This is a genomic window from Klebsiella sp. K5-45 (genome assembly GCF_030128605.1).
Taxonomy (GTDB): domain Bacteria; phylum Pseudomonadota; class Gammaproteobacteria; order Enterobacterales; family Enterobacteriaceae; genus Klebsiella; species Klebsiella quasipneumoniae.
In genome coordinates this window covers 1-22224 of the sequence record NZ_JAKUZW010000007.1, presented here as the reverse complement: position 1 = coordinate 22224, position 22224 = coordinate 1, and the positions used below count along the sequence as shown (strand labels likewise).

Below are 22224 nucleotides of genomic sequence, written 5' to 3'. Positions count from 1 at the left end.
CAGCTCTTCCCACTTCAGAGGTGATGTTATGAAAGTACTGCTGATTTACGCCCATCCGGAACCGCGCTCCCTCAATGGCGGTTTAAAAAATTTCGCCATCCGTCATCTGCTGCAGGCCGGTCATGAAGTCCAGGTCTCCGATCTCTACGCCATGCGCTGGAAGGCCGGGTATGACGCCGACGACAGCGGCGCGCCGCCGGTCGGCGAGTTCTGGCGTCCTACCCTGGACTCCAGACAGGCCTTTGCCCAAGGTACTCAAAGCGCGGATATCGCCGCCGAGCAGGAAAAGCTGCTGTGGGCCGATACGGTGATTTTTCAGTTTCCGCTGTGGTGGTTCTCGATGCCCGCGATCATGAAAGGCTGGATCGACCGGGTGTACGCCTGGGGCTTTGCCTATGGTGTCGGCGAGCACAGCGACCGCCACTGGGGCGATCGCTATGGGGAAGGCACCTTCGTCGGCAAGCGGGCGATGCTGATCGTCACCGCCGGCGGCTGGGCGGAACACTATTCACCGCGCGGGATCAATGGCCCCATCGACGACATTCTGTTCCCCATTCAGCACGGTATGCTGTTCTATCCCGGTTTCGAGGTGCTTCCGCCGCTGGTGTTTTACCGCACGGACAAAACCGATGCCGCGCAGTTCGCCGACCAGTGCGCCACCCTGGCCGAGCGGCTGGACACGCTGTGGCAAACCGAGCCCATTCCATTCCGCCGGCAGAATCATGGCGACTATCTGATCCCGTCGCTAACGCTGCGCCCGGAGCTGGCGCCGGGGCAAAGCGGCCTGGCGGTGCACCTGGCAACGAAATAAACCTCAACGCGATAGCCCTTCCGGGTTATCGCTTTCATTAATATGACAATTTGTGAGCCTCCACGCATTAACGGCATCGCATCGCGCGAAGCCGCCTCTCATATTGATAGCGATCAAAAATAATCATACCGTCTGGTCGGTATGATTCCGGCCATGAACATGGAAGCCCAGCATCGTAAAAAAGATCCCGTCCGTCTCCACCGTCAGCTGCTTGAATCGGCGGCGATGATTGCCGGCCGGGACGGTATCGCCGCCCTGTCGCTGAACGCTGTCGCCCGCGAGGCTGGGGTCAGCAAAGGCGGCCTCCTGCACCATTTTCCCAATAAGCAGGCGCTGATTTTCGCTCTGTTCGCCAGGCTGCTGGCGATTATGGAAAAGGCGATTAGCGAACTGATGGCCGCCGATAACATCGCTTACGGACGCTTTACCCGGGCCTATTTGCACTATCTGTCCAATCCGCAGTTGACGGACACGCACGAAAGCCGTCAGCTGATGGTGCTGTCGCTGGCGATGCCGGACGAACCGGTGCTGCGAAAATGCTGGCGCGACTGGATGCTGGATCATCTGGCGCAAGGCGATGCGCTGGATAACGGCCCAACCGGTACCCTGGTACGCTACGCCGCCGACGGTATCTGGTTATCTGAGCTGACCGAGGGGCGCACCATGAGCAGCGAACATCGCCAGTCGCTGGTGAACGATCTGACCAAAATGACGCTTCCCGCATGAAGCGAATAGAGTGAGGCCGCGATGCGCTACAACATCAATGCCCGTCTCATTTATGATGCAACAGACGGCACGCTAACCCTGCCCGGCAGCGATGAACCAGATAGCCAGCTATCCATCACCGCCAGCGCGCTGCTCTATTTTTTTCTCCGCCATACCGGCGTGGTCAGTCGCGATGAAGTGTTGAAAAAAGTCTGGGACGATAACGGCTTAACTTCTTCCAATAGCAACCTCAACCAGTATCTGAGCGTGCTGCGCAAAACTTTCCGCCACTACGATATCGATAACATTATCGTCACCGTGTCGCGCGGCATGCTGCAGCTGAATCAGGATCTCAGCATCGAACTGCTCGACGCCGGGCCGGCGCTGGCCGATGTCGCCAGCCCGGCCGCGCCGCCTGGCGAACCCGCCGGGGCAGGAAGGGAAACCATACCGCCTGCCGCTTCACCACACGCGCGCGGAATGTGCTGGTATCTGGCCGGCGGCTGCCTGCTGGTCATCGCCCTGCTTCTGGTGGCATTCACGTTTGCCGGAACCCACGTCGCCCGGCCAATTAATCTGACGCTGATGAACCACCGCCAGTGCGAACTGCTCGCCAGCGATGAAATGCTGCGTTCGGTCTCGGCGACGGCCTACAGTAAGAATTTTGATGAGGTGCGTCAGCGGCTGAAGCTCAGCTGCAAGCCGGGGGAGCGTTTTGTTTTCTTCTATGGCGACCGGCTGGAGACCAACGGCCTGGGCCGGGTATTTCTCGCCCACTGCGCGATGCACGAAGACAACCCGTTTAGCTATTGCGATAACTACTTTTACTACTCCTGGAAGCCGCAATGAGACTCGCGCCCCGCACCTTTTTCGCCCTCTCTGCCCTCGCGTTTATCGCCGCCGCCGGGTTTAGCGCCTGGCGCCTGCTGCCGGATGCCAACGACGGCGTGATGAGCTGCTCCACCAAAGCGATCATGCGTTTTGAAAACATGGAAAAAGAGAATGTGAACGGCAATATCCATTTTAATTTTGCCGCCAATGGCAACGGGTCGATGGTAGTGGAAGGCTATACCGATTCTGCCGCCGGCTGGCTCTACCTGCAGCGTTACGTCAAATTCAGCTACACCAGCCAGCGCATCTCGGCGACCGAGCGCCACTACCGCATCAAGAAATGGGAATCCAGCGCCTCGTCCATCGATGAATCGCCGGATGTCATCTTCGACTATTTCATGCGCGAGATGTCCGACAGCCACGACGGCCTGTTCCTCAATGCGCAAAAGCTTAACGACAAAGCTATCCTGCTGAGCTCTATCAACTCACCGCTCTACATCTGCACGCTGAAGTCCGGCAGCACGCTTAATTAACCCGTCCCCCCTGTACCACTGCGAGGAAAATGCGCCCTCGCTCACGCTCCATTATTGCCCCCTCTTTCCACGATGCTAAAAGCGCACGTTTTGCGTTTAGCTTCGACGCGAGAACTTGAGCATACCCACAATTATAACGCGGCTATATTACCGATTGCTGGCAAGTAATTAGCATCTTATTAACATTCATCTCCCGCCGATAAATAGCTTAAAAAAACGCCATATCATCATGAAAATCTTCACGCATGAAACAGGATTAAGAGATAAAAAGAAGCCTAAATAAGGCTAAATAGCAGAGTAAAAACCTAAAATATTCATCTACACGGATTTAAATTTCACTTCTCTCCCCATTCCCTATAGTGAACCCCGAACGCCGCTTCCGCGTGTTGATGCCGTTACGCGGACGGTTTTCCCAAATCACAAAACCTGTTCTGGAGGAGATCACGATGGGTGATGCATTGGGGCTTATCGAAACCAAAGGTCTGGTGGCCTGTATTGAAGCAGCGGACTCGATGTGTAAAGCCGCCAACGTCGAACTGATCGGCTATGAAAACGTCGGCTCCGGCCTGGTCACCGTGATGGTGAAGGGCGACGTCGGCGCGGTAAAAGCGGCGGTGGATTCCGGTGTGGAATCGGCGCAGCGCATCGGCGAAGTGGTGACCTCGCTGGTCATCGCGCGTCCGCATAACGACATCAACAAAATCGTCATTAAACACAAGGCCTGAAGGCCAGGAGAACGCAAATGGGTGATGCATTAGGTCTGATTGAAACCAAAGGTCTGGTGGCCTGCATTGAAGCAGCGGATGCGATGTGTAAAGCCGCCAACGTCGAACTGATCGGCTATGAAAACGTCGGTTCCGGCCTCGTCACCGCGATGGTGAAAGGCGATGTCGGCGCGGTGAAAGCGGCGGTGGATTCCGGCGTCGAATCGGCCCAGCGCATTGGCGAAGTGGTGACCTCGCTGGTCATCGCCCGTCCGCATAACGACATCAACAAAATCGTCTCGCATTACAAAATTGCGGACTAACGGAGAAACCTGATGAAAGAAGCGCTTGGTCTTATCGAAACCAAAGGTCTGGTGGCCTGTATTGAAGCCGCGGACGCGATGTGCAAAGCCGCCAACGTCGAACTGATCGGCTATGAAAACGTCGGCTCCGGCCTCGTCACCGCGATGGTGAAAGGCGACGTCGGCGCGGTCAACGCGGCGGTCGACTCCGGCGTGGAAGCGGCGAAACGCATTGGCGAAGTCGTCAGCTCTCGCGTCATCGCGCGTCCCCATAACGACATCGAAAAAATCGCGGCGCAGCACAAAGCATGACCTGACAGGGCACGCCCCGTCCCCACTCTTTTCGTCTGATGAAGGATAGACTCATGATTGAACTGGATAACGATTTGCAGTCCCGGCAGAACGCCCGGGAACTGGTGCGCAACGCCAAAAAAGCGCAGGCAATGCTGGCCACCTTTTCGCAGCAGCAAATCGACGCCATCGTGAAAAACGTGGCCCAGGAAGCAGCGCACCACGCCGAAGCGCTGGCGAAAATGGCCGCGGAAGAGACCGGTTTTGGCAACTGGCAGGACAAAGTGCTGAAAAACCGCTTCGCCTCGCTGCGCGTCTACGACGCCATCAAAGATATGAAGACCGTTGGCATCATTCATGACGACCCGGTAAAAAAAGTGATGGACGTGGGCGTGCCGCTGGGCGTGATTTGCGCGCTGGTCCCCTCAACTAACCCAACCTCTACGGTTATCTATAAAGCGCTGATCGCCCTCAAGGCGGGCAACGCCATTATCTTCTCCCCGCATCCGGGCGCACGTCAGTGCAGCTGGAAGGCGATTGAGATCGTCAAACGCGCGGCAGAAGCGGCCGGCGCGCCGGAGGGCAGCGTCGACGGCATCACCCAGCTGACCCTCGAAGCCACCTCAGAGCTGATGCACAGCAAAGACGTTTCGCTGATCCTCGCCACCGGCGGCGAAGGCATGGTGCGCGCGGCCTACGCGTCCGGCACCCCGACCATCAGCGGCGGTCCGGGCAACGGCCCGGCATTTATCGAACGCAGCGCCGATATCCACCACGCGGTGAAAGATATCATCACCAGCAAAACCTTCGATAATGGCGTGATCTGCGCCTCCGAGCAGTCGATCATCGTCGAAGGCTGCATTTACGATGAGGTTCACCGCGAGCTGGAAGCGCAGGGCGCTTACTTCATGAATGAAGATGAAGCGGCGAAAATGGCGGCGCTGCTGCTGCGCCCGAACGGCACCATCAACCCGAAGGTGGTCGGTAAAACCGCACTGTACCTCAGCCAGATGGCCGGCTTCTGCGTCCCGGCCAGCACCAAAGTGCTGATCGCCGAACAGACCATCGTCTCACCGAAAAACCCCTACTCGCGCGAAAAACTGTGCCCGGTACTCGGTCTGTACGTGGCTGAGGACTGGAAAGCCGCCTGCCACCGCGTGGTAGAGCTGCTGACTAATGAAGGGCTCGGCCATACGCTGGTGATCCACACCCGCAACCAGGACGTCATCCGCCAGTTCAGCCTCGAAAAACCGGTCAACCGCATCCTGATCAACACCCCGGCGGCGCTCGGCGGCATCGGCGCCACCACCAATATCTCTCCGGCGCTGACCCTCGGCTGCGGCGCGGTCGGCGGCGGCTCCAGCTCCGACAACGTCGGCCCGATGAACCTGCTCAATATCCGCAAAGTCGGCTATGGCGTGCGGTCGATTGACGAGCTTCGCGCGCCGGGCAGCCGCCCTGAGCCACAGCCAACCATCGTCACGCCGGCGAGCGATCCGCAGCGCAGCATTCTTGATGACGTGCGTTTCAACGCTCCGGCCAGCGCTGCGCCAGCACACGCGGCAGGCAGCGATGACCGCTTCGCCAGCCCAGGCGCCGCAGCGAATGCGGAAGGCGCAATCAACGAACAAAACGTGGAACGCGTTATCCGCCAGGTGCTGGAGCGCCTTGCTAAGTAACGCACTGATATAAGGCGATATAACGATGATTCTCGCAAAGGTGACCGGCCATGTTGTCGCCACGCAAAAATGCGATGAGCTGCGCGGCAGCAACCTGCTGTTGATCACCCGCTTAGATGACAAACAGCAGCCGATGAAGGACCAGACCTGGGTCGCCGTCGATAACGTCGGCGCCGGTATGCACGACATCGTGCTGGCGGAAGAGTACTTCGCGCTCAATAAAGACCGCTACAAAGCGATGTCGGTGGTCGCCATTGTTGAGAAGGTGTTTCGGGACGCCGAACAGGAGTGAATAGCCCAATGAGTGAATTTTTACTGAAACCACGGATTTGCTTCGGTCAGGACGCCCTCTCGGTGCTGAACGAAATTTCCGCCCGCAGCGTGCTGCTGGTGACCGATCAAGCGATGGTGAAATTTGGCCTCGCCGAGCGCGTCACCGCCCTGCTGCGCCAGCGCGGGATCGCCTGGCAGGTGTGGGACGACGTGGTGGCGGATCCGGATATCGCCACCGTGGTGCGCGGTATGAAGCTGATGGATAACCACTACCCGGATCTGGTTATCGCGCTCGGCGGCGGTTCGGTAATCGATGCCGCCAAAGCGGTTATTTTCTCCCTGGCGCAAACCCGTCCGCTGGCCGACCGTCCCCGACCGTGCTTCGTCGCCATCCCGACCACCAGCGGTACCGGTTCGGAAGTCACCGCCTTTTCGGTGGTGAAAGCCAACGCGGAAAAGCTGGTGCTGGTGGATGCGTCATTGCTGCCGGATATCGCCATTCTGGACCCGGCGCTGGTGGCTTCGGTGCCGCCGGCAATTACCGCCGACACCGGCATGGACGTGCTGTGTCACGCCCTTGAGGCCTACGTCTCCCGCGCCGCCAGCGACTTTTCCGACGCCCTGGCGGAGAAAGTGGTGCAGCAGGTATTTCGCTATCTGCCGACCTGCTGGCGCAGCGGCGACAACCTGCAGGCGCGCGAAAAGATGCACAACGCCTCCTGCATGGCGGGGATGGCCTTCACCAACGCGTCGCTGGGGATAACCCACAGCCTGGCCCACGCCCTCGGCGGCGTCTTCCGCGTGCCCCATGGCCGCGCCAACGCCCTGCTGATGGCGCACGTCGTCGCCTGGAACGCTGATTATCACGGGCTGTGCGATACCGATGCCGCCCGCAAATATGCCCGACTAGCCCATCTGCTGGATCTGCCTGCGGCCACTACCCGCCAGGGCGTCACCAGCCTGCTGGTCGCCATTCAGGCGCTTAAAGACGAAATGAGCATGCCGGCCGGCATCCGCGATACCGGCGTCCTTGCAGACGAGTTTGAACAACGGCTGGCGGAGATGATCGGCCAGGCGTTACGCGACAGCTGTACTCCGACGAACCCACGCGCGCCGGATGCTCACGCACTGACCGAACTCTATCGCCGGGCATGGACCGGCAACGCCGTTCAGGGCCACTGATAACAAGATTTGGAGAACCTTACCCATGGCACACTACAGCTTAACGCCGCGCGTCAAAGTGCTGGCAGACCGTTTACTCGCCCAGAAAAGCACGCTGTGCACCGAACATGCCACCACGCTGAACGCCCTGGATGGCGATATCGCGGGCGTTCCCGCCGCCGTTAAACCGGCGCGCCGTTTCTATGAACTGATGCGCCAGCTGCCGCTGACCATCAGCCCCGATGAACTCATTGTCGGCAACCAGAGCCGTAAACCGCACGGGGCGATTTTCCATGACGAAAACGCGACCCGTCGCCCATCGGCTTTCCAGTTCCTCAACCTCAATAGCGATCTGGATTCGCCGGACTACAGGCTGGTGGTCGAAAAAGGGGTGCTGGCGATTAAGCACCAGCTGGAAGAGAAAACCCGCGCACTCGGCAGCGCGGTCAGCCGCAGCGGTATGGATGAAGTCAACGGCTGCCGCGCCGCCATCTACGCCTGCGACGCCCTGCTGGCGCTGGCGCAAAATCTGGCCAACAGCGCCGAGCAGCTGGCGGCGGCGGAGACCAATGCTTATCGCAAAGCCGAGCTGCTCGATAGCGCAGCCATTCTCCACCACGTGCCGGCCCATCCAGCGCGTAATTTCAAAGAAGCCTGCCAGGCGTTCTATCTGTTCCAGCTGGCGCTCCAGCTGGATAACGGCAGCTATGCAGTCAACCCGGAAGGGGCGGACAAGGCGCTGCTGCCTTACTTCCAGCGCGATATCAACAGCGGCGCGCTGAATACCCAGCAGGCGTATGAGCTCGTGGAGTGCCTGTGGTTCAAGCTGGCGGAACTGAGCGAAGTCCGCGCCGCCTGCGCCATTGACGGCTATCCGATGCTCGACGCCATGTTGCATGGCGCCGCTTTTGACCATGCCGAGGTGAACGAACTCTCGGCGATGTTCATCAGCGCCCAGCGCAACCTCAGCGCGTTGAATCTGCCGGTGCGTCTGTTTAGCGGCGCACAACAGGTCAGCCATGCGCCGTTCGCCGCCTGCGCCGACACGCCGGTGATGGAAGGGTTAACCCCGCGTATGCAGCGTCTGCGTAACCACTATCTGACGGTACGCCCGAGCGTCTCTATCTATCGCGCGCTGGCCTTTACCGAAGTGGTGAAAGCTAACCCAGGCATGCCGACCATTCTGCTGCGAGCGAAAGCCTTCCGCCACGCCTGCGAAACCGCGCCGATTCTGATTCAGGACGATGAGCTGATCGTCGGCCATCCGTGCGGCAAGCCGCGCGCGGGCGCCTTCTCGCCGGATATCGCCTGGCGCTGGGTGCGCGACGAGCTCGACACCATGAGCACCCGCCCGCAGGATCCGTTTGAGATCAGCGAAGCGGATAAAAAAACCATTCGCGAAGAGATCGTCCCATTCTGGGAAGGCCGTTCGCTGGATGAGATTTGCGAAGCGCAATACCGTGAGGCTGGCGTCTGGGCCTTCAGCGGCGAGACCTTCGTCAGCGACCTCTCCTATCACCAGATTAACGGCGGCGGCGATACCTGCCCGGGCTACGACGTGCTGCTGTTCACCAAAGGGATGAACGGCATTAAAGCCGATGCCGAGGCGCATCTGGCCAGCCTGAGCATGGAAAATCCGGAAGATATCGACCGCATTTACTACTACAAAGCGGCGATTGAAACCTGCGAAGGGGTGGTCAACTACGCTCGCCGCATCGCCGCCCATGCCCGCGAACTGGCGGCTAAAGAGCAAAACGCCCAGCGCCGCGCCGAGCTGCTGACCATCGCCGACGTCAACGAAAACGTGCCGGCCAATCCGCCGAAGACCTTGCAGGAAGCGCTGCAGAGTATCTGGACCGTCGAATCACTGTTTGAAATCGAAGAGAACCAGACCGGGCTGTCGCTGGGGCGCGTCGACCAGTACTGCTATCCAATGTTCGAAGCCGATATCCGCGAAGGCCGCTTGACCCACGACACCGCACTGGAGCTGCTGCAGGCGTTTATCATCAAATGTGCCGAACTGATGTGGATGTCGAGCGAACTGGGAGCGAAATATTTCGCGGGTTATCAGCCGTTTATCAACCTCACCGTTGGCGGCCAGAAACGTAGCGGCGGCGATGCCTGTAACGATCTGACCTATCTGATTATGGACGCCGTGCGCTTCGTGAAGGTTTACCAGCCGTCGCTGGCCTGCCGTATCCACAACCAGTCGCCGCAGAAATACATGGAAAAAATCGTCGACGTGGTGAAAGCGGGAATGGGCTTCCCGGCCTGCCACTTCGATGACTCCCACATCAAGATGATGCTGCGCAAAGGCTTCGATTTTGAAGACGCCCGCGATTACTGCCTGATGGGCTGCGTTGAACCGCAGAAATCCGGGCGCATCTACCAGTGGACCTCCACCGGCTACACCCAGTGGCCTATCGCTATCGAGTTCGTGCTTAACCGCGGGCGGATGGTGCTGTTCGATAGCTATCAGGGGCTGGACACCGGCGACCTGCGCGACCTGCGCACCTTCGAAGCATTCGACGCGGCGGTGAAACAGCAGATCGCCCATATCGTGCGCCTGTCGGCTATCGGCACCGTCATCAGCCAGCGCGTCCACCGCGATGTGGCGCCGAAGCCGCTGATGTCGCTGCTGGTCGAAGGCTGCATGGAGAGCGGCAAAGATGTCGCCGCCGGCGGCGCGATGGTCAACCACGGTCCGGGGCTGATTTTCTCCGGTCTGGCGACCTACGTCGACTCGATGGCGGCGATCCGCAAGCTGGTGTTCGAAGAGAAGAAATACACCCTTGAGCAGATCCGCGATGCGCTGCTGGCCAACTTTGAAGGTTACGAAGCGCTGCGCCGCGACTGCCTGAACGCGCCGAAATACGGTAACGACGATAACTATGTCGACCAGTACGCGCTGGATATTACCGAATGGACCGAGAAAGAGTGCCGTAAGTACAAGATGCTCTACTCGACCCTCAGCCACGGCACCCTGTCTATCTCCAACAACACGCCCATCGGCGAGCTAACCAACGCCACGCCGAACGGCCGCCTGGCGTGGATGCCACTCTCCGATGGCATCAGCCCGACCCAGGGCGCGGATAAGCAAGGCCCGACGGCGATTATCAAGTCGGTCAGCAAGATGAACGTGGAAACCATGAACATCGGCATGGTGCACAACTTCAAATTCCTCAAAGGGCTGCTGGATACCCCGGAAGGTCGCCATGGCCTGATTACCTTGCTGCGTACCGCCTCGATTCTCGGCAATGGGCAGATGCAGTTCAGCTATGTCGATAACGAAGTGCTGAAGAAGGCGCAGCAGGAGCCGGAGAAATACCGCGACCTGATCGTTCGCGTCGCCGGCTACAGCGCCTACTTCGTTGAGCTGTGCAAAGAGGTCCAGGACGAGATCATCAGCCGTACGGTGATTGAGAAGTTCTAGTTCTCTTAAAGAGAATTAAATGAGCTGTATTTGAGAAATAACCGGAAGTTCTCCGTCCCGTAACGGGACGGAGCGGGAGGCAAGCGTGATCGCAAAACAAGAATTAACGGGCCGAATTTTCAATATCCAGAAATATTCGATCTATGACGGCGATGGCATTCGCACGCTGGTGTTTTTTAAGGGCTGCAACATTCGCTGCCCGTGGTGCGCCAACCCGGAAGGACTGAACAGCCAGTTCCAGGTGATGTTCTCGCACGACAAATGCATTAACTGCGGCGACTGCGTCAGCGTCTGTCCGGCGGGTATTCATTATCGGGCGGAAGAGAACGGCGAAATGAAGCACTTCGTCGACCGCCATAAAGACTGCATCGGCTGCCGCAAATGCGAAGAGATTTGCACCCAGAACGCGCTGGACATTATGGGCAAGGACGTCACCGTCAGCGAGCTGATGGAGATCATCATGCAGGACTACGACTTCTACATCTCCTCCGGCGGCGGCGTCACCATCGGCGGCGGCGAGATGAGCCTGCAGACCGATTTTGCCGTCGCCTTATTTCGCGAATGCAAAAAGATGATGATTAACACTGCCGTCGAAACCCAGGGCACCACCCCACTTGCCAACTACCAGAAGCTGGCGCCGGTCACCGACACCTTCTTATTCGACATTAAGCAGATTAACAGCGAACACCACAAGGCGATGCTCGGCATCGGCAACGAAGGGATCCGCCGCAATCTCGAATGGCTGGTGGATTCCGGCGCCAACGTCATTGTGCGTATGCCGCTCATTCGCGGCTACAACGACTCATTCGACGCCATTACCGGCGCCATTGATTACGTACAGAAGCTGGCGAAGCGCGGGAATATCCGCCGTATCGACATGCTGCCGTACCACCAGCTGGGACGCAAAAAGTACGAACGCCTGGATATGCCCTACCCGATTAGCCAGGACCCGTCTTATTCGCCGGATGAACTGGACCGGCTGGAAGCCTTCTTCCGGCAATTTGATTTTGATATTCGCTTAGTCCGCCATTAACAGGAGCCGACCATGAAAAGTTTAGGCGTAATTGAAACGCGAGGATGGGTCGCCGCCATTCAGGCCGTCGACGCCGCCTGTAAAGCCGCGGGAGTGACCTGCATTGGCTATCGCAAACCAGGCTCCGGGCTGGTGAGCGTCTGCTTTGAAGGGGAAATCAGCGCCATCCACACCGCTATAGAACGCGGCGTGGCGGTTGCCGGCGCCGAGCACACCGTGAAGTCGCTGGTCATTGCCCGTCCGGAGCGCTGCGTGATTGAAGCGTTAAGCAACCTCAAAGGCAACCCTCCGCGCGAGGAAAAAACGGACGAACCGGTGGTTATCACCGCCCCGGAACCCATCGTTCCGCCCGCTATCCCGAACGAAGCGGAAGATAAGCACCCTGCGCTGAAGAAAGGGAAGAAGTCATGATCGACACTTTGCTTCGCGAAAAAATCGTCGCCCGCCTGAGCGCAACGGCGCCGGCGATCCCGGTGGGGATCTCCAACCGCCACGTCCATCTCGCGCAACAGGACGTCGAGGCATTGTTCGGTAAAGGCTACAGCCTGACGCCGTTCAAACCGCTGCGCCAGCCGGGGCAGTTTGCCGCCCAGGAGTGCGTAACCGCCGTCGGGCCGAAGGGCTCGCTGACCAACGTTCGCGTCCTCGGCCCGACCCGCCCGCTATCGCAACTGGAAGTGTCGCGCGCCGACTGCTTCACGCTCGGCATTCAAGCGCCAGTTCGTGAGTCCGGGCAACTGGAGAATGCCGGTAGCGCGCTGCTGATTGGCCCCGCCGGTCACGTTGAGCTCCATTCTCAGGTGATCTGCGCCTGGCGGCATATTCATATGTCGCCGCAGGACGCGCGCCAGCTCAACGTCAGCAATGGCCAGAAGGTCAGCGTGCGCAGCAACGGCGAGCGCCAGCTGACTTTCGATGAAGTGGTGGTGCGGGTGCGCGATGACTTCGCGCTGGAATTTCACATCGACACCGAAGAAGCCAATGCCGCCGGGTTAAAAAACGGCGCGCAGGTGACGCTCATCGGCTAACGGAGGCTCGCCATGACCGACGAACAGATTGAAGGTGTAGTTGCGCGGATTTTGCAGCGCCTGCGGCCGCCGGTACTGGTGATGGTGACCGCCGCTGACGGCTACCGCGCAGCTATCCGCCAACGCCTGGCGGGAAGCGGCTATCCGCTGCGCCTCGCGCTGGAGGAGGGTCTCGCCGACGCCGCCGCCTGGCGAGAGGTGGGCGAGATTATCCCGTCATCGGCCTGGCAGGATGCCCTGCCGTCAGCGCCATGGCGGGGGGTACTGCTGCCTTTTCTCGATTATCCGCAAGCCTCGGATCTGCTGAACGGCACCCTGCGCAATCCGGTTTCCCGCTGCGCGCACGAGGCGCTGCTGGCGGGTATTCCGGTTCTGGCCCTGCGCTACCACTGCGATCCGCACAGCGAGCTCAACCAGCTGCGCGGCGCGCAGGCCGGCAGCGCCTATGCCGGGCATCTGCAGGCCACGCTGGCTCGTCTGGAAGCCTGCGGCGTCTTCCTCGGCACCATGAATGAGCTGCTGGCGAAGCTGGACGCACCCACCGCGCCGGCCGCCGCCAGCAGCGAACCGCGCCGTTATCTTACCGTCACAGACGTGGTGAATAATCCGGCGCTGGCGGCGGCCCCGCGCGCTCAGCTGACCGATGCGGCCATTGATTACTTAAAAAACAGAAAGATATGACCTTACCCAACGAAAAACCTGGAGCTTAACGATGTCTTCGAAAACAAAATGCTGGTTATGGATGCTGCTGGTTATCCTCTCCGAAACCTCGGCAACCTCGACGTTAAAAATGTTCGGTAGCAGCGAAGGCGGCAGCAAAATGCTGCTGCTCGGGCTGCTGATTGCGCTTTACTGCACCTGCTATTACTCGCTCTCAAGGGCGGTGAAAGATATCCCGGTCGGCCTGGCGTACGCCACCTGGTCCGGCACCGGCATTCTGGTGGTCTCGACGCTGGGAATGGCATTCTACGGCCAGCACCCGGATACCGCCGCCATCATCGGCATGGCGGTGATCGCCAGCGGCATCATTATCATGAACCTGTTCTCGAAAATGGGTTCCGAAGCGAGCGAAGAGGCGGCGCCCGCCGCGCCAGCCGCCGCCATGGATAAGAACATCGCTAACTAACAGGAAAGGAATACCCCCTATGTTTAATCTCGGATTTTTATGGCTGGCGCTGTCTATCGGCTCCGAAATCACCGGCACCTCGATGATCAAAAAGACCAACGGTTTCAGCAAACTGGCCCCTTCGGTGCTGGTGGTCTGCGCCTACGGCCTCTGCTACTTCGCCCTCACCCGCGCAATGAGCACCATCCCGGTGGGCGTGGCCTACTCGCTGTGGTGCGGCTTCGGTATCGTCGGCGTCACCATCTGCTCCATGATCCTCTATAAGCAGAAACCGGACCTGGCGGCCATTATCGCCATGGCGCTGATTATCTCCGGCGGCGTGATCATGAACGTCTTCTCGACCATGTAACAGCGGTCGTTTTATCCTGTTACCCGGCCTGTGCGGGCAGTCCGTAGGCCCGCGCCAGCGCAGCGCCGCCGGGCGTTTTACCAAACAGGGTTTACCCCACTATGGTTTCGTGGCAGGATAAAAAGATGAACAGAAACGCGATCGTGACCTATCCCCGCCGTTGGTGGCTGCCTGCATAACAGGCGGCACGATATACGTTTCCATTTTCAAAGCCGCCGGAAGGCGGCTTTGGTGTTTTCAGGACGTCTTTCGGCTGAACAGTCTGATAAGGAGTTCCTGATGAATCACCCGCAAACCATTCTCACCGGCGACCGCCCCACCGGCCAGCTACATCTTGGCCATTACGTCGGCTCGCTGCGCCAGCGCGTCGCGCTGCAGCACGACCACCAGCAGTTTATCCTGATCGCCGACCTGCAAGGGCTCACTGACAACGGCAGCAATCCGCAAAAAGTTAGCCACCATATCCTCGAAGTGATGGCCGATTATCTGGCCGTCGGCATTGACCCCAGGCTCACCACGATCTGCCTGCAGTCCGCCCTGCCCGCGCTGGCGGAGCTCAGCGCGCTGTATATGAATATCGTCACCGTCGCCCGCGTGGAACGTAATCCGACGGTCAAGAATGAGATTGCCCAGAAAGGATTCGCCCGTTCGCTGCCGGTGGGCTTTCTTGCCTATCCGATTAGCCAGGCCGCCGATATCACCGCCTTCAAGGCCGAGCTGGTGCCAGTGGGCGACGATCAGCTACCGATGATTGAGCAGACCAACGAGATCGTCCATAAGATGAATAGCCTCACCGGCGCGCCAGTGCTGCGCCACTGCAAGGCGCTCCTCAGCGAAGTGAGCCGCCTGCCGGGCGTCGACGGCAACACCAAAATGTCGAAATCGCTGGGCAATACGCTGACGTTATCGGCCAGTGAAGAGGAGATTCACCGCGCGGTCAGCGCGATGTATACCGACCCGACGCACCTGAGAGTCAGCGATCCGGGGCATGTCGACGGCAACGTGGTGTTCACCTATCTCGACGCTTTCCATAGCGATAAGGCACTGGTGGCTGAGATGAAAGCCCACTATCAGCGCGGCGGGCTGGGCGATCGCCAGTGTAAAAATGAACTGGAGACCTGCCTGCAGGCGCTACTGGCGCCGATCCGCGAACGGCGAGCCACCTTTATTCAGGATAAAGGGATGCTGCTGGATCTGCTGCGCCAGGGCAGCGAGCGCGCCCACCAGCTGACGCAGCAGACGCTGCATGAGGTGAAACGTGGTCTGGGGCTGCCGGTGCTGTTCTGAGGTGATGAAATGTTGCCGGTAGTGGATATTTTGTTAACACGTCGACAAGACCCTGCCTTTCGTATTGACAAGCCCGCCACGGATGTTACTATCGCGTTAACGGTAGCTCTCACTATGCGTGTTTCATTAAGGCCAGGATCGCTGATGATGACCACATAAGTAGTACAGCGTTCGGCTGCGCATCGACGCGGTAGAGCGCTGCGTCAGCGGCCCTTCCCCTCTTTATGCGTCCTTCGCAAGGAGGACGCTCCGCCCGCCGGAGGAGACACGCGTATCACTCAGCACAGGGAACCAAGCGAGTCGCGTATGGACAAAATAAAGAAACGTTGGACAGGGTATTTTGTCGGCTTACTGGTGGTACTCGCCGCCGCGGCATGGTGGCTGCTGCGCCCGCCGGGCCTCCCGGAGGGGTTTGCCAGTAGCAACGGACGAATAGAAGCCACCGAAGTGGATATTGCCAGCAAAATCGCCGGGCGTATCGACACCATTCTGGTCAAAGAGGGTCAGTTCGTGCGCCAGGGAGAGGTGCTGGCGAGAATGGATACCCGTGTACTGAACGAGCAGCGTCTTGAAGCCGCCGCGCAAATCAAGGAAGCGGAAAGCGCGGTCCTGGCCGCCAGAGCCTTGCTCGATCAGCGGCAAAGTGAAATGCGCGCCAGCGAAGCGGTTGTGAAGCAGCGTCAGGCGGAGCTCGACTCCACAGCGAAACGTTACGTCCGCTCGAATGCCCTGTCGCAGCGCGGCGCCGTCTCCGCCCAGCAGCTGGATGACGATCGCGCCGCGGCAGAGAGCGCCCGCGCGGCGCTGGAGTCGGCGAAAGCCCAGGTCTCCGCCGCCCGCGCCGCCATCGAGGCCGCCCGCACCAGCATTATTCAGGCGCAAACCCGCGTCGAAGCGGCCCAGGCGACCGAGCGGCGGATCCTTGCCGATATTGACGATAGCGAGCTGAAGGCGCCCCGCGACGGCCGTATTCAGTATCGCGTCGCCGAGCCGGGGGAAGTGCTGGCCGCCGGTGGTCGGGTGCTGAACATGGTCGATCTCGCCGACGTCTATATGACTTTCTTTCTGCCCACCGAACAGGCGGGCCTGCTGGCGCTTGGCAGCGAAGCGCGGCTGATCCTTGATGCCGCCCCTGATCTGGTGATCCCGGCCAATATCAGCTTTGTCGCCAGCGTCGCGCAGTTTACGCCGAAAACGGTGGAGACCCGCGACGAGCGTCTCAAACTGATGTTCCGCGTCAAAGCGCGCATCCCGCCGGAGCTGCTGGCGCAGCACCTGGAGTATGTCAAAACCGGCCTGCCCGGCATGGCTTACGTGCGGCTGGATAAGCAACACTCCTGGCCTGAAGACCTGACGGTGAGGTTGCCGCAATGATATTGACGCCACTGGATACCTCGCCCCCCATCGCCCGGCTGGACAACGTTGGCCAGCGCTTCGGCGCCACCGTGGCGCTGCGGGATATCAGCCTGGCGATCCCGGCGCGGCGCATGGTTGGCCTGATTGGCCCGGACGGCGTCGGCAAATCGAGCCTGCTCTCTCTCATCGCCGGGGCGCGGGCCATTGAGCAGGGTAACGTGATGGTGCTCGGCGGCGATATGCGCGACGTTCATCATCGCCGCGAGGTGTGCCCGAAGATTGCCTGGATGCCGCAGGGACTGGGGAAAAACCTCTATCACACCCTCTCGGTGTATGAAAACGTCGACTTCTTCGCCCGCCTGTTTGGCCATGATAAAGCCGAACGCGAATCACGTATCCACGAGCTGCTGCAGAGCACCGGGCTGGCGCCGTTTCGCGATCGCCCGGCGGGTAAGCTCTCCGGCGGGATGAAGCAAAAGCTGGGTTTATGTTGCGCCCTTATCCACGACCCGCAGCTGCTGATCCTCGATGAACCTACCACCGGCGTCGACCCGCTTTCCCGGGCGCAGTTCTGGGAGCTTATCGACAGCATTCGTCAGCGCCAGCCGGAGATGAGCGTGCTGGTGGCCACCGCCTATATGGAAGAGGCTGAGCGCTTTGACTGGCTGGTGGCGATGAACGCCGGCGAGGTGCTGGCGACCGGTACCGCTGCGGAGCTGAAAGTGCAGACCGGCAGCCAGACGCTGGAGCAGGCGTTTATCGCCCTGCTGCCGGAAGCGCAGCGCCAGGCGCATAAGGCGGTAGTAATCCCGCCGCGCGACGACCGCGAGGAAGAGATCGCCATCGAAGCCCGTGGGCTGACCATGCGCTTTGGCGACTTCGTCGCCGTCGACCACGTTAACTTCCGCATCGCGCGCGGTGAAATCTTCGGCTTCCTCGGCTCCAACGGCTGCGGCAAATCCACCACCATGAAGATGCTCACCGGCCTGCTGCCCGCCAGCGAAGGCGAAGCCTGGCTGTTCGGCCAGCCGGTCGATCCGAAGGATATCGCCACCCGCCAGCGGGTGGGCTATATGTCGCAGGCCTTCTCGCTCTATAGCGAACTGACCGTCCGGCAAAACCTCGAACTGCACGCCCGCCTGTTTCATATTCCGGACGGCGAAATCCCCGGTCGGGTGGCGGAAATGAGCGAGCGCTTCATGCTCAGCGAGGTGGAAGACGCCCTGCCCACCGCCCTGCCGTTGGGCATCCGTCAGCGCCTGTCGCTGGCGGTGGCGGTCATCCATCGCCCGGAAATGCTGATCCTCGACGAACCCACCTCCGGGGTCGATCCAGTGGCACGGGATATGTTCTGGCAGCTGATGGTCGACCTCGCGCGTCAGGATCGGGTGACCATTTTTATCTCCACCCACTTTATGAATGAGGCGGAACGCTGCGACCGCATCTCGCTGATGCACGCCGGCAAGGTGCTGGCCAGCGATACGCCGCAGGCGCTGGTCGAACAGCGCGGTGCCGCCAGCCTCGAAGAGGCGTTTATCGCCTGGCTCCAGGAGGCGCAGCCAACCGCCGCAGTTCCTGAGGAACCTGCGCCTGCTGCAGCATCCCATCCAGAACGCGCGGCCCCGCGCCAGGCCTTCAGTCTGCAACGGCTGTTCAGCTTCAGCCGCCGCGAAGCGCTGGAGCTGCGCCGCGATCCGGTACGTTCGACGCTGGCGCTGCTGGGAACGGTGATCCTGATGTTTATCATGGGCTATGGGATCAGCATGGACGTCGAGGATCTGCGCTTTGCGGTACTCGATCGCGATCAAACCCTCAGCAGTCAGGGCTGGTCGCAGAATATCGCCGGCTCACGCTACTTCATCGAACAGGCGCCGCTGCGCAGTTACGATGAGCTCGATCGGCGGATGCGCGACGGCGAACTGGCGGTGGCGATAGAGATCCCGCCGAATTTTGGCCGCGATATCGCCCGCGGCACGCCGGTGCAAATCGGCGTCTGGGTGGATGGCGCAATGCCAAACCGCGCGGAGACGGTGCGCGGCTACGTGCAGGCCATGCATCTCGCCTGGCTGCAGGAGATGGCCGGCCGGCAGAGCAGCCCGCCGCGCGATACCTCGCTCATCTCCATCGAGACCCGCTATCGCTATAACCCGGACGTGAAGAGCCTGCCGGCCATCGTCCCGGCGGTGATCCCGTTGCTGCTGATGATGATCCCGGCGATGCTCAGCGCCCTGAGCGTGGTACGTGAGAAGGAGCTCGGGTCGATCATCAACCTGTACGTGACGCCGACCACCCGCAGCGAATTCCTGCTCGGCAAGCAGGTGCCTTACATCATGCTGGGAATGTTTAACTTTTTTCTGCTGTGTGCGCTGTCGGTCTTCGTCTTTGGCGTATCACATAAGGGCAGCTTCCTGACGCTAAGCCTGGCGGCGCTGCTGTACGTCACCATTGCCACCGGACTGGGACTACTGATCTCAACCTTTATGAAGAGTCAAATCGCCGCCATCTTCGGCACAGCCATCATTACGCTAATTCCGGCGACCCAGTTCTCCGGGATGATCGATCCGGTAGCGTCGCTGGAAGGCCCCGGGCGCTGGATTGGGCAAATCTACCCGACCAGCCACTTCCTGACTATCGCCCGCGGCACCTTCTCCAAGGCGCTGAATCTCGGCGATTTGTGGGGCTCCTTTATTCCACTACTGATTGCAGTGCCGCTGGTGCTCGGGCTGAGCGTGCTGCTGCTGAAGAAACAGGAGGGGTGATGCGCGGATTACGCAATATTTATAATCTTGGCGTCAAAGAGCTGCGTAGCCTGCTGGGTGATAAAGCGATGCTGGCGTTGATCGTGTTTGCTTTTACGGTGTCGGTGTACTCCTCAGCCACGGTGATGCCCGGCTCGCTACACCTGGCGCCGATTGCGGTTGCCGATATGGATAAGTCGCAGCTCTCTTCACGCATCATTAACGCATTCTACCGCCCCTGGTTTCTCGAACCGGAGCTGATTACCGCCGATGAGATGGACGCCGGCCTGGATGCCGGGCGCTACACTTTCGCCATCAACATTCCGCCTAACTTCCAGCGCGATGTGCTGGCCGGCCGCCAGCCGGAAGTGCAGGTCAACGTCGACGCCACACGCATGAGCCAGGCCTTTACCGGCAACGGCTATATCCAGAATATTATTAGCGGCGAAGTAAACAGCTTCATTGCCCGCTATCGGGACAACAGCGTGCTGCCGGTAGAGCTGGCGATAAGAATGCGCTTTAACCCTAACCTGGAACAGGAGCGCTTTGGCGCGGTGATGGCGATCATCAACAACATCACCATGCTGGCCATTGTCCTCACCGGCTCGGCGCTGATCCGCGAGCGCGAGCACGGTACCATCGAGCATCTGCTGGTGATGCCGGTCACGCCGTTTGAGATCATGATGGCCAAGATCTGGTCGATGGGGCTGGTGGTGCTAGTGGTCTCCGGTTTGTCGCTGGTGCTGATGGTACAGGGGATGTTGCAGGTGCCCATTGAGGGGTCGATTCTACTGTTTATGCTGGGGGTGGCGCTCAGCCTGTTCGCCACTACCTCAATCGGCATTTTTATGGGCACCCTCGCCCGCTCAATGCCGCAGTTGGGGCTGCTAATGATCCTGGTGCTGCTGCCGCTGCAGATGCTCTCCGGCGGCTCCACGCCGCGGGAAAGTATGCCGCAGCTGGTTCAGGATATCATGTTGACCATGCCGACCACCCACTTCGTCAGTCTGGCGCAGGCGATTTTGTACCGCGGCGCCAGCTTCAGTATCGTCTGGCCGCAGTTCTTAACCTTGCTGGCTATCGGAGCGGTGTTCTTTACTATCGCCCTGCTGCGTTTTCGCAAAACGATTGGTCAAATGGCGTAAGGGCTTAAGAAGGGCCGTCGACTTCCGGCGGCCCGAATGGTTTATTTGTGGCGGTTCATAAAGTGGCGCAGACCCCAGGTGAAGGCCATCGCCATGCTGAAGAGAATGAACAGCAACACCACCCAGCTGATGGAGATGCGCAGCAGCGTGCCGGGGGTCATAAACGGCTGCAGATAGACGGTGAAGGACTGGGCGGGTGATTTCCCCAGCAGTTCATACAGGTTATCCGTAAGCCATACGCCGACCCGGCAGAACAGCCAGATTATCGCTGGCCAGCAGAGCAGCACCAGAAAGGTAAAGCGCTCCTGAAGGTAAGTGAAGAGCCGGCGCAACGGCGACCAGTTAAGCAGGATTTTCATTTCTATTCTCATATTGCCAGCCGATAACCAAAGCAGATAACGCAAGGTACGTCGGGCAGCGTCCATACAGGCAATCATCCCTCTTTGTATATCAAATTTGCTGTCATATAAACCAGATCAAGTTAACAAAGTGTTAATGATATCGCTCATTAAACCAAAAAACCGGCGAGAAGCATACCCATTGTCGCCATAAATGGGAGTGATGTATTCAGCGGTGGGAATAATTTCGTAATTTCGCTAACGCGTTAATATATATGAAGAAGATGCAGCGCTATTATTTAGCAGAACACAATATAATAGCGCTGAAATAGAGAGAGGTATTTAATCGTAGCTGCTGATAATTATTTTTCGATTCGTATCATTGGATAAATTCACTGTACGAGTGACCACACCACGCGCGTGATTCGCTATATTTTTCGAGGCAATGAGGTAGGTATTTTTTCCGCAGCGCTGCAGAGGTTGTTTATTCACAATATCAGTATTGCAGGTTTCTGACACGACCCGTCCGGAAAGCGTTAGGTTGGCGGTTTCGGCAGCAAACAGAGGTGAGCTTAATCCATAAGCGAAAATCAGAATCCCAATTAGCGGTTTTTTCATTTAATGTTTAACCAGTTAACAGGATGAAAGATAAGCGAGTTGCTTAATATTTTCTCCGTCAGGAGAGCGATGCATTGGTACATCACGCAGGGAAGATAAACCATAGTATTACTAAGGGAAATGTAAAGATAACCTATTAATGTGATAATTATTGCTGATAGTAGCGAACCGGCATAGTGGTCTGCCTGGAGACGGTGCTGCGCACCAGGTTTTGTGGCTCAGGATCCGTAGCCCCGGTAAGCGCAGCGCCACCGGGGAGGCATACCCCACACAGCAAAAAACCCCGCACCTTTCGGGACGGGGTTCTTGTTAAAACGCAAAAACAAAAAGCTCAGCCTTCCGACTGAGCTTTCTGCTTTATTTGATGCCTGGCAGTTCCCTACTCTCACATGGGGAGACCCCACACTACCATCGGCGCTACGGCGTTTCACTTCTGAGTTCGGCATGGGGTCAGGTGGGACCACCGCGCTAGTGCCGCCAGGC

23 protein-coding genes and 1 rRNA gene are annotated in these 22224 nt (G+C 59.1%); 21 read left to right on the top strand and 3 right to left on the bottom strand.

Annotation, left to right across the window (positions count from 1 at the left end; translation table 11 throughout):
- Nucleotides 1-28 precede the first annotated feature (28 nt).
- The 21 genes from MKS11_RS15730 to MKS11_RS15630 all read left to right on the top strand — a co-directional run bounded on the left by MKS11_RS15730 (nucleotide 29) and on the right by MKS11_RS15630 (nucleotide 20785).
- Nucleotides 29-811, top strand: coding sequence for an NAD(P)H-dependent oxidoreductase (locus MKS11_RS15730; RefSeq protein WP_043522375.1), 783 nt, complete (start codon nucleotides 29-31; stop codon nucleotides 809-811).
- Nucleotides 812-952: 141 nt separating this feature from the next.
- Nucleotides 953-1537 (top strand): TetR/AcrR family transcriptional regulator, encoded by a 585-nt coding sequence (locus MKS11_RS15725; RefSeq protein WP_017899140.1) that lies wholly within the window; start codon nucleotides 953-955, stop codon nucleotides 1535-1537.
- A gap of 21 nt (nucleotides 1538-1558) precedes the next feature.
- Complete coding sequence (locus tag MKS11_RS15720; protein ID WP_284109620.1) at nucleotides 1559-2365, top strand: winged helix-turn-helix domain-containing protein; 807 nt, start codon at nucleotides 1559-1561, stop codon at nucleotides 2363-2365.
- Nucleotides 2362-2880, top strand: a complete 519-nt coding sequence (locus MKS11_RS15715) for a FidL-like protein (RefSeq protein WP_004204137.1) — start codon at nucleotides 2362-2364, stop codon at nucleotides 2878-2880. Before MKS11_RS15720 ends, MKS11_RS15715 begins: the two co-directional genes overlap by 4 nt.
- A 446-nt stretch (nucleotides 2881-3326) precedes the next feature.
- The gene (locus MKS11_RS15710) at nucleotides 3327-3605 is read left to right on the top strand and encodes a BMC domain-containing protein (RefSeq protein WP_004182810.1); all 279 of its coding nucleotides are present in this window, start codon (nucleotides 3327-3329) and stop codon (nucleotides 3603-3605) included.
- Between the two features lie 17 nt (nucleotides 3606-3622).
- On the top strand, nucleotides 3623-3907 hold the full coding sequence (locus tag MKS11_RS15705) for a BMC domain-containing protein (RefSeq protein ID WP_002442227.1): 285 nt from the start codon (nucleotides 3623-3625) through the stop codon (nucleotides 3905-3907).
- Between the two features lie 12 nt (nucleotides 3908-3919).
- Nucleotides 3920-4198 carry a BMC domain-containing protein gene (locus tag MKS11_RS15700; protein WP_004146125.1) on the top strand — a complete coding sequence of 93 codons (279 nt, stop codon included), beginning with the start codon at nucleotides 3920-3922 and terminating at the stop codon, nucleotides 4196-4198.
- A gap of 53 nt (nucleotides 4199-4251) precedes the next feature.
- Entirely contained in the window at nucleotides 4252-5856 is a 1605-nt protein-coding gene (locus MKS11_RS15695) for an acetaldehyde dehydrogenase (acetylating) (RefSeq protein WP_043522385.1), read from the top strand.
- A gap of 25 nt (nucleotides 5857-5881) precedes the next feature.
- A complete protein-coding gene (locus tag MKS11_RS15690; protein ID WP_017899143.1) occupies nucleotides 5882-6148 on the top strand; it encodes a EutN/CcmL family microcompartment protein in 267 nt (88 codons plus the stop codon).
- Nucleotides 6149-6156: 8 nt separating this feature from the next.
- Nucleotides 6157-7311 (top strand): 1-propanol dehydrogenase PduQ, encoded by a 1155-nt coding sequence (locus MKS11_RS15685; protein WP_017899144.1) that lies wholly within the window; start codon nucleotides 6157-6159, stop codon nucleotides 7309-7311.
- 25 nt (nucleotides 7312-7336) lie between these two features.
- On the top strand, nucleotides 7337-10723 hold the full coding sequence (cutC, locus tag MKS11_RS15680; RefSeq protein ID WP_017899145.1) for a choline trimethylamine-lyase: 3387 nt from the start codon (nucleotides 7337-7339) through the stop codon (nucleotides 10721-10723).
- An 85-nt stretch (nucleotides 10724-10808) separates the two neighbouring features.
- Nucleotides 10809-11756: a choline TMA-lyase-activating enzyme gene (gene cutD, locus MKS11_RS15675; protein ID WP_048322873.1), complete on the top strand. Its 948-nt coding sequence runs from the start codon at nucleotides 10809-10811 to the stop codon at nucleotides 11754-11756.
- 12 nt (nucleotides 11757-11768) lie between these two features.
- Nucleotides 11769-12167: a BMC domain-containing protein gene (locus tag MKS11_RS15670; protein WP_087771789.1), complete on the top strand. Its 399-nt coding sequence runs from the start codon at nucleotides 11769-11771 to the stop codon at nucleotides 12165-12167.
- On the top strand, nucleotides 12164-12784 hold the full coding sequence (locus MKS11_RS15665; RefSeq protein ID WP_004204126.1) for a phosphate propanoyltransferase: 621 nt from the start codon (nucleotides 12164-12166) through the stop codon (nucleotides 12782-12784). Before MKS11_RS15670 ends, MKS11_RS15665 begins: the two co-directional genes overlap by 4 nt.
- 12 nt (nucleotides 12785-12796) lie before the next feature.
- Complete coding sequence (locus MKS11_RS15660) at nucleotides 12797-13465, top strand: hypothetical protein (protein WP_004204125.1); 669 nt, start codon at nucleotides 12797-12799, stop codon at nucleotides 13463-13465.
- Between the two features lie 31 nt (nucleotides 13466-13496).
- The gene (locus tag MKS11_RS15655; RefSeq protein WP_017899148.1) at nucleotides 13497-13910 is read left to right on the top strand and encodes a multidrug efflux SMR transporter; all 414 of its coding nucleotides are present in this window, start codon (nucleotides 13497-13499) and stop codon (nucleotides 13908-13910) included.
- 19 nt (nucleotides 13911-13929) lie between these two features.
- Entirely contained in the window at nucleotides 13930-14259 is a 330-nt protein-coding gene (locus tag MKS11_RS15650) for a multidrug efflux SMR transporter (RefSeq protein ID WP_004204123.1), read from the top strand.
- Nucleotides 14260-14538: 279 nt separating this feature from the next.
- Nucleotides 14539-15546 (top strand): tryptophan--tRNA ligase, encoded by a 1008-nt coding sequence (gene trpS / locus MKS11_RS15645; RefSeq protein WP_087771790.1) that lies wholly within the window; start codon nucleotides 14539-14541, stop codon nucleotides 15544-15546.
- Between the two features lie 306 nt (nucleotides 15547-15852).
- Nucleotides 15853-16920: an HlyD family secretion protein gene (locus tag MKS11_RS15640; protein WP_284109618.1), complete on the top strand. Its 1068-nt coding sequence runs from the start codon at nucleotides 15853-15855 to the stop codon at nucleotides 16918-16920.
- A complete protein-coding gene (gene rbbA, locus MKS11_RS15635; protein WP_101865631.1) occupies nucleotides 16917-19661 on the top strand; it encodes a ribosome-associated ATPase/putative transporter RbbA in 2745 nt (914 codons plus the stop codon). The genes MKS11_RS15640 and rbbA overlap by 4 nt, the downstream gene beginning before the upstream one ends.
- Nucleotides 19661-20785 (top strand): ABC transporter permease, encoded by a 1125-nt coding sequence (locus MKS11_RS15630; protein WP_023319637.1) that lies wholly within the window; start codon nucleotides 19661-19663, stop codon nucleotides 20783-20785. The genes rbbA and MKS11_RS15630 overlap by 1 nt, the downstream gene beginning before the upstream one ends.
- Before the next feature lie 41 nt (nucleotides 20786-20826).
- Here MKS11_RS15630 and MKS11_RS15625 read toward each other — a convergent pair whose 3' ends face one another.
- The 3 genes from MKS11_RS15625 to rrf form a co-directional block, all read right to left on the bottom strand.
- Nucleotides 20827-21144, bottom strand: coding sequence for a hypothetical protein (locus tag MKS11_RS15625; RefSeq protein ID WP_004204117.1), 318 nt, complete (start codon nucleotides 21142-21144; stop codon nucleotides 20827-20829).
- 321 nt (nucleotides 21145-21465) lie between these two features.
- On the bottom strand, nucleotides 21466-21741 hold the full coding sequence (locus MKS11_RS15620) for a DUF2574 family protein (protein WP_114267919.1): 276 nt from the start codon (nucleotides 21739-21741) through the stop codon (nucleotides 21466-21468).
- A gap of 366 nt (nucleotides 21742-22107) precedes the next feature.
- Nucleotides 22108-22223: ribosomal RNA gene (gene rrf, locus MKS11_RS15615) — 5S ribosomal RNA — on the bottom strand.
- Between the last annotated feature and the right edge of the window lies 1 nt (nucleotide 22224).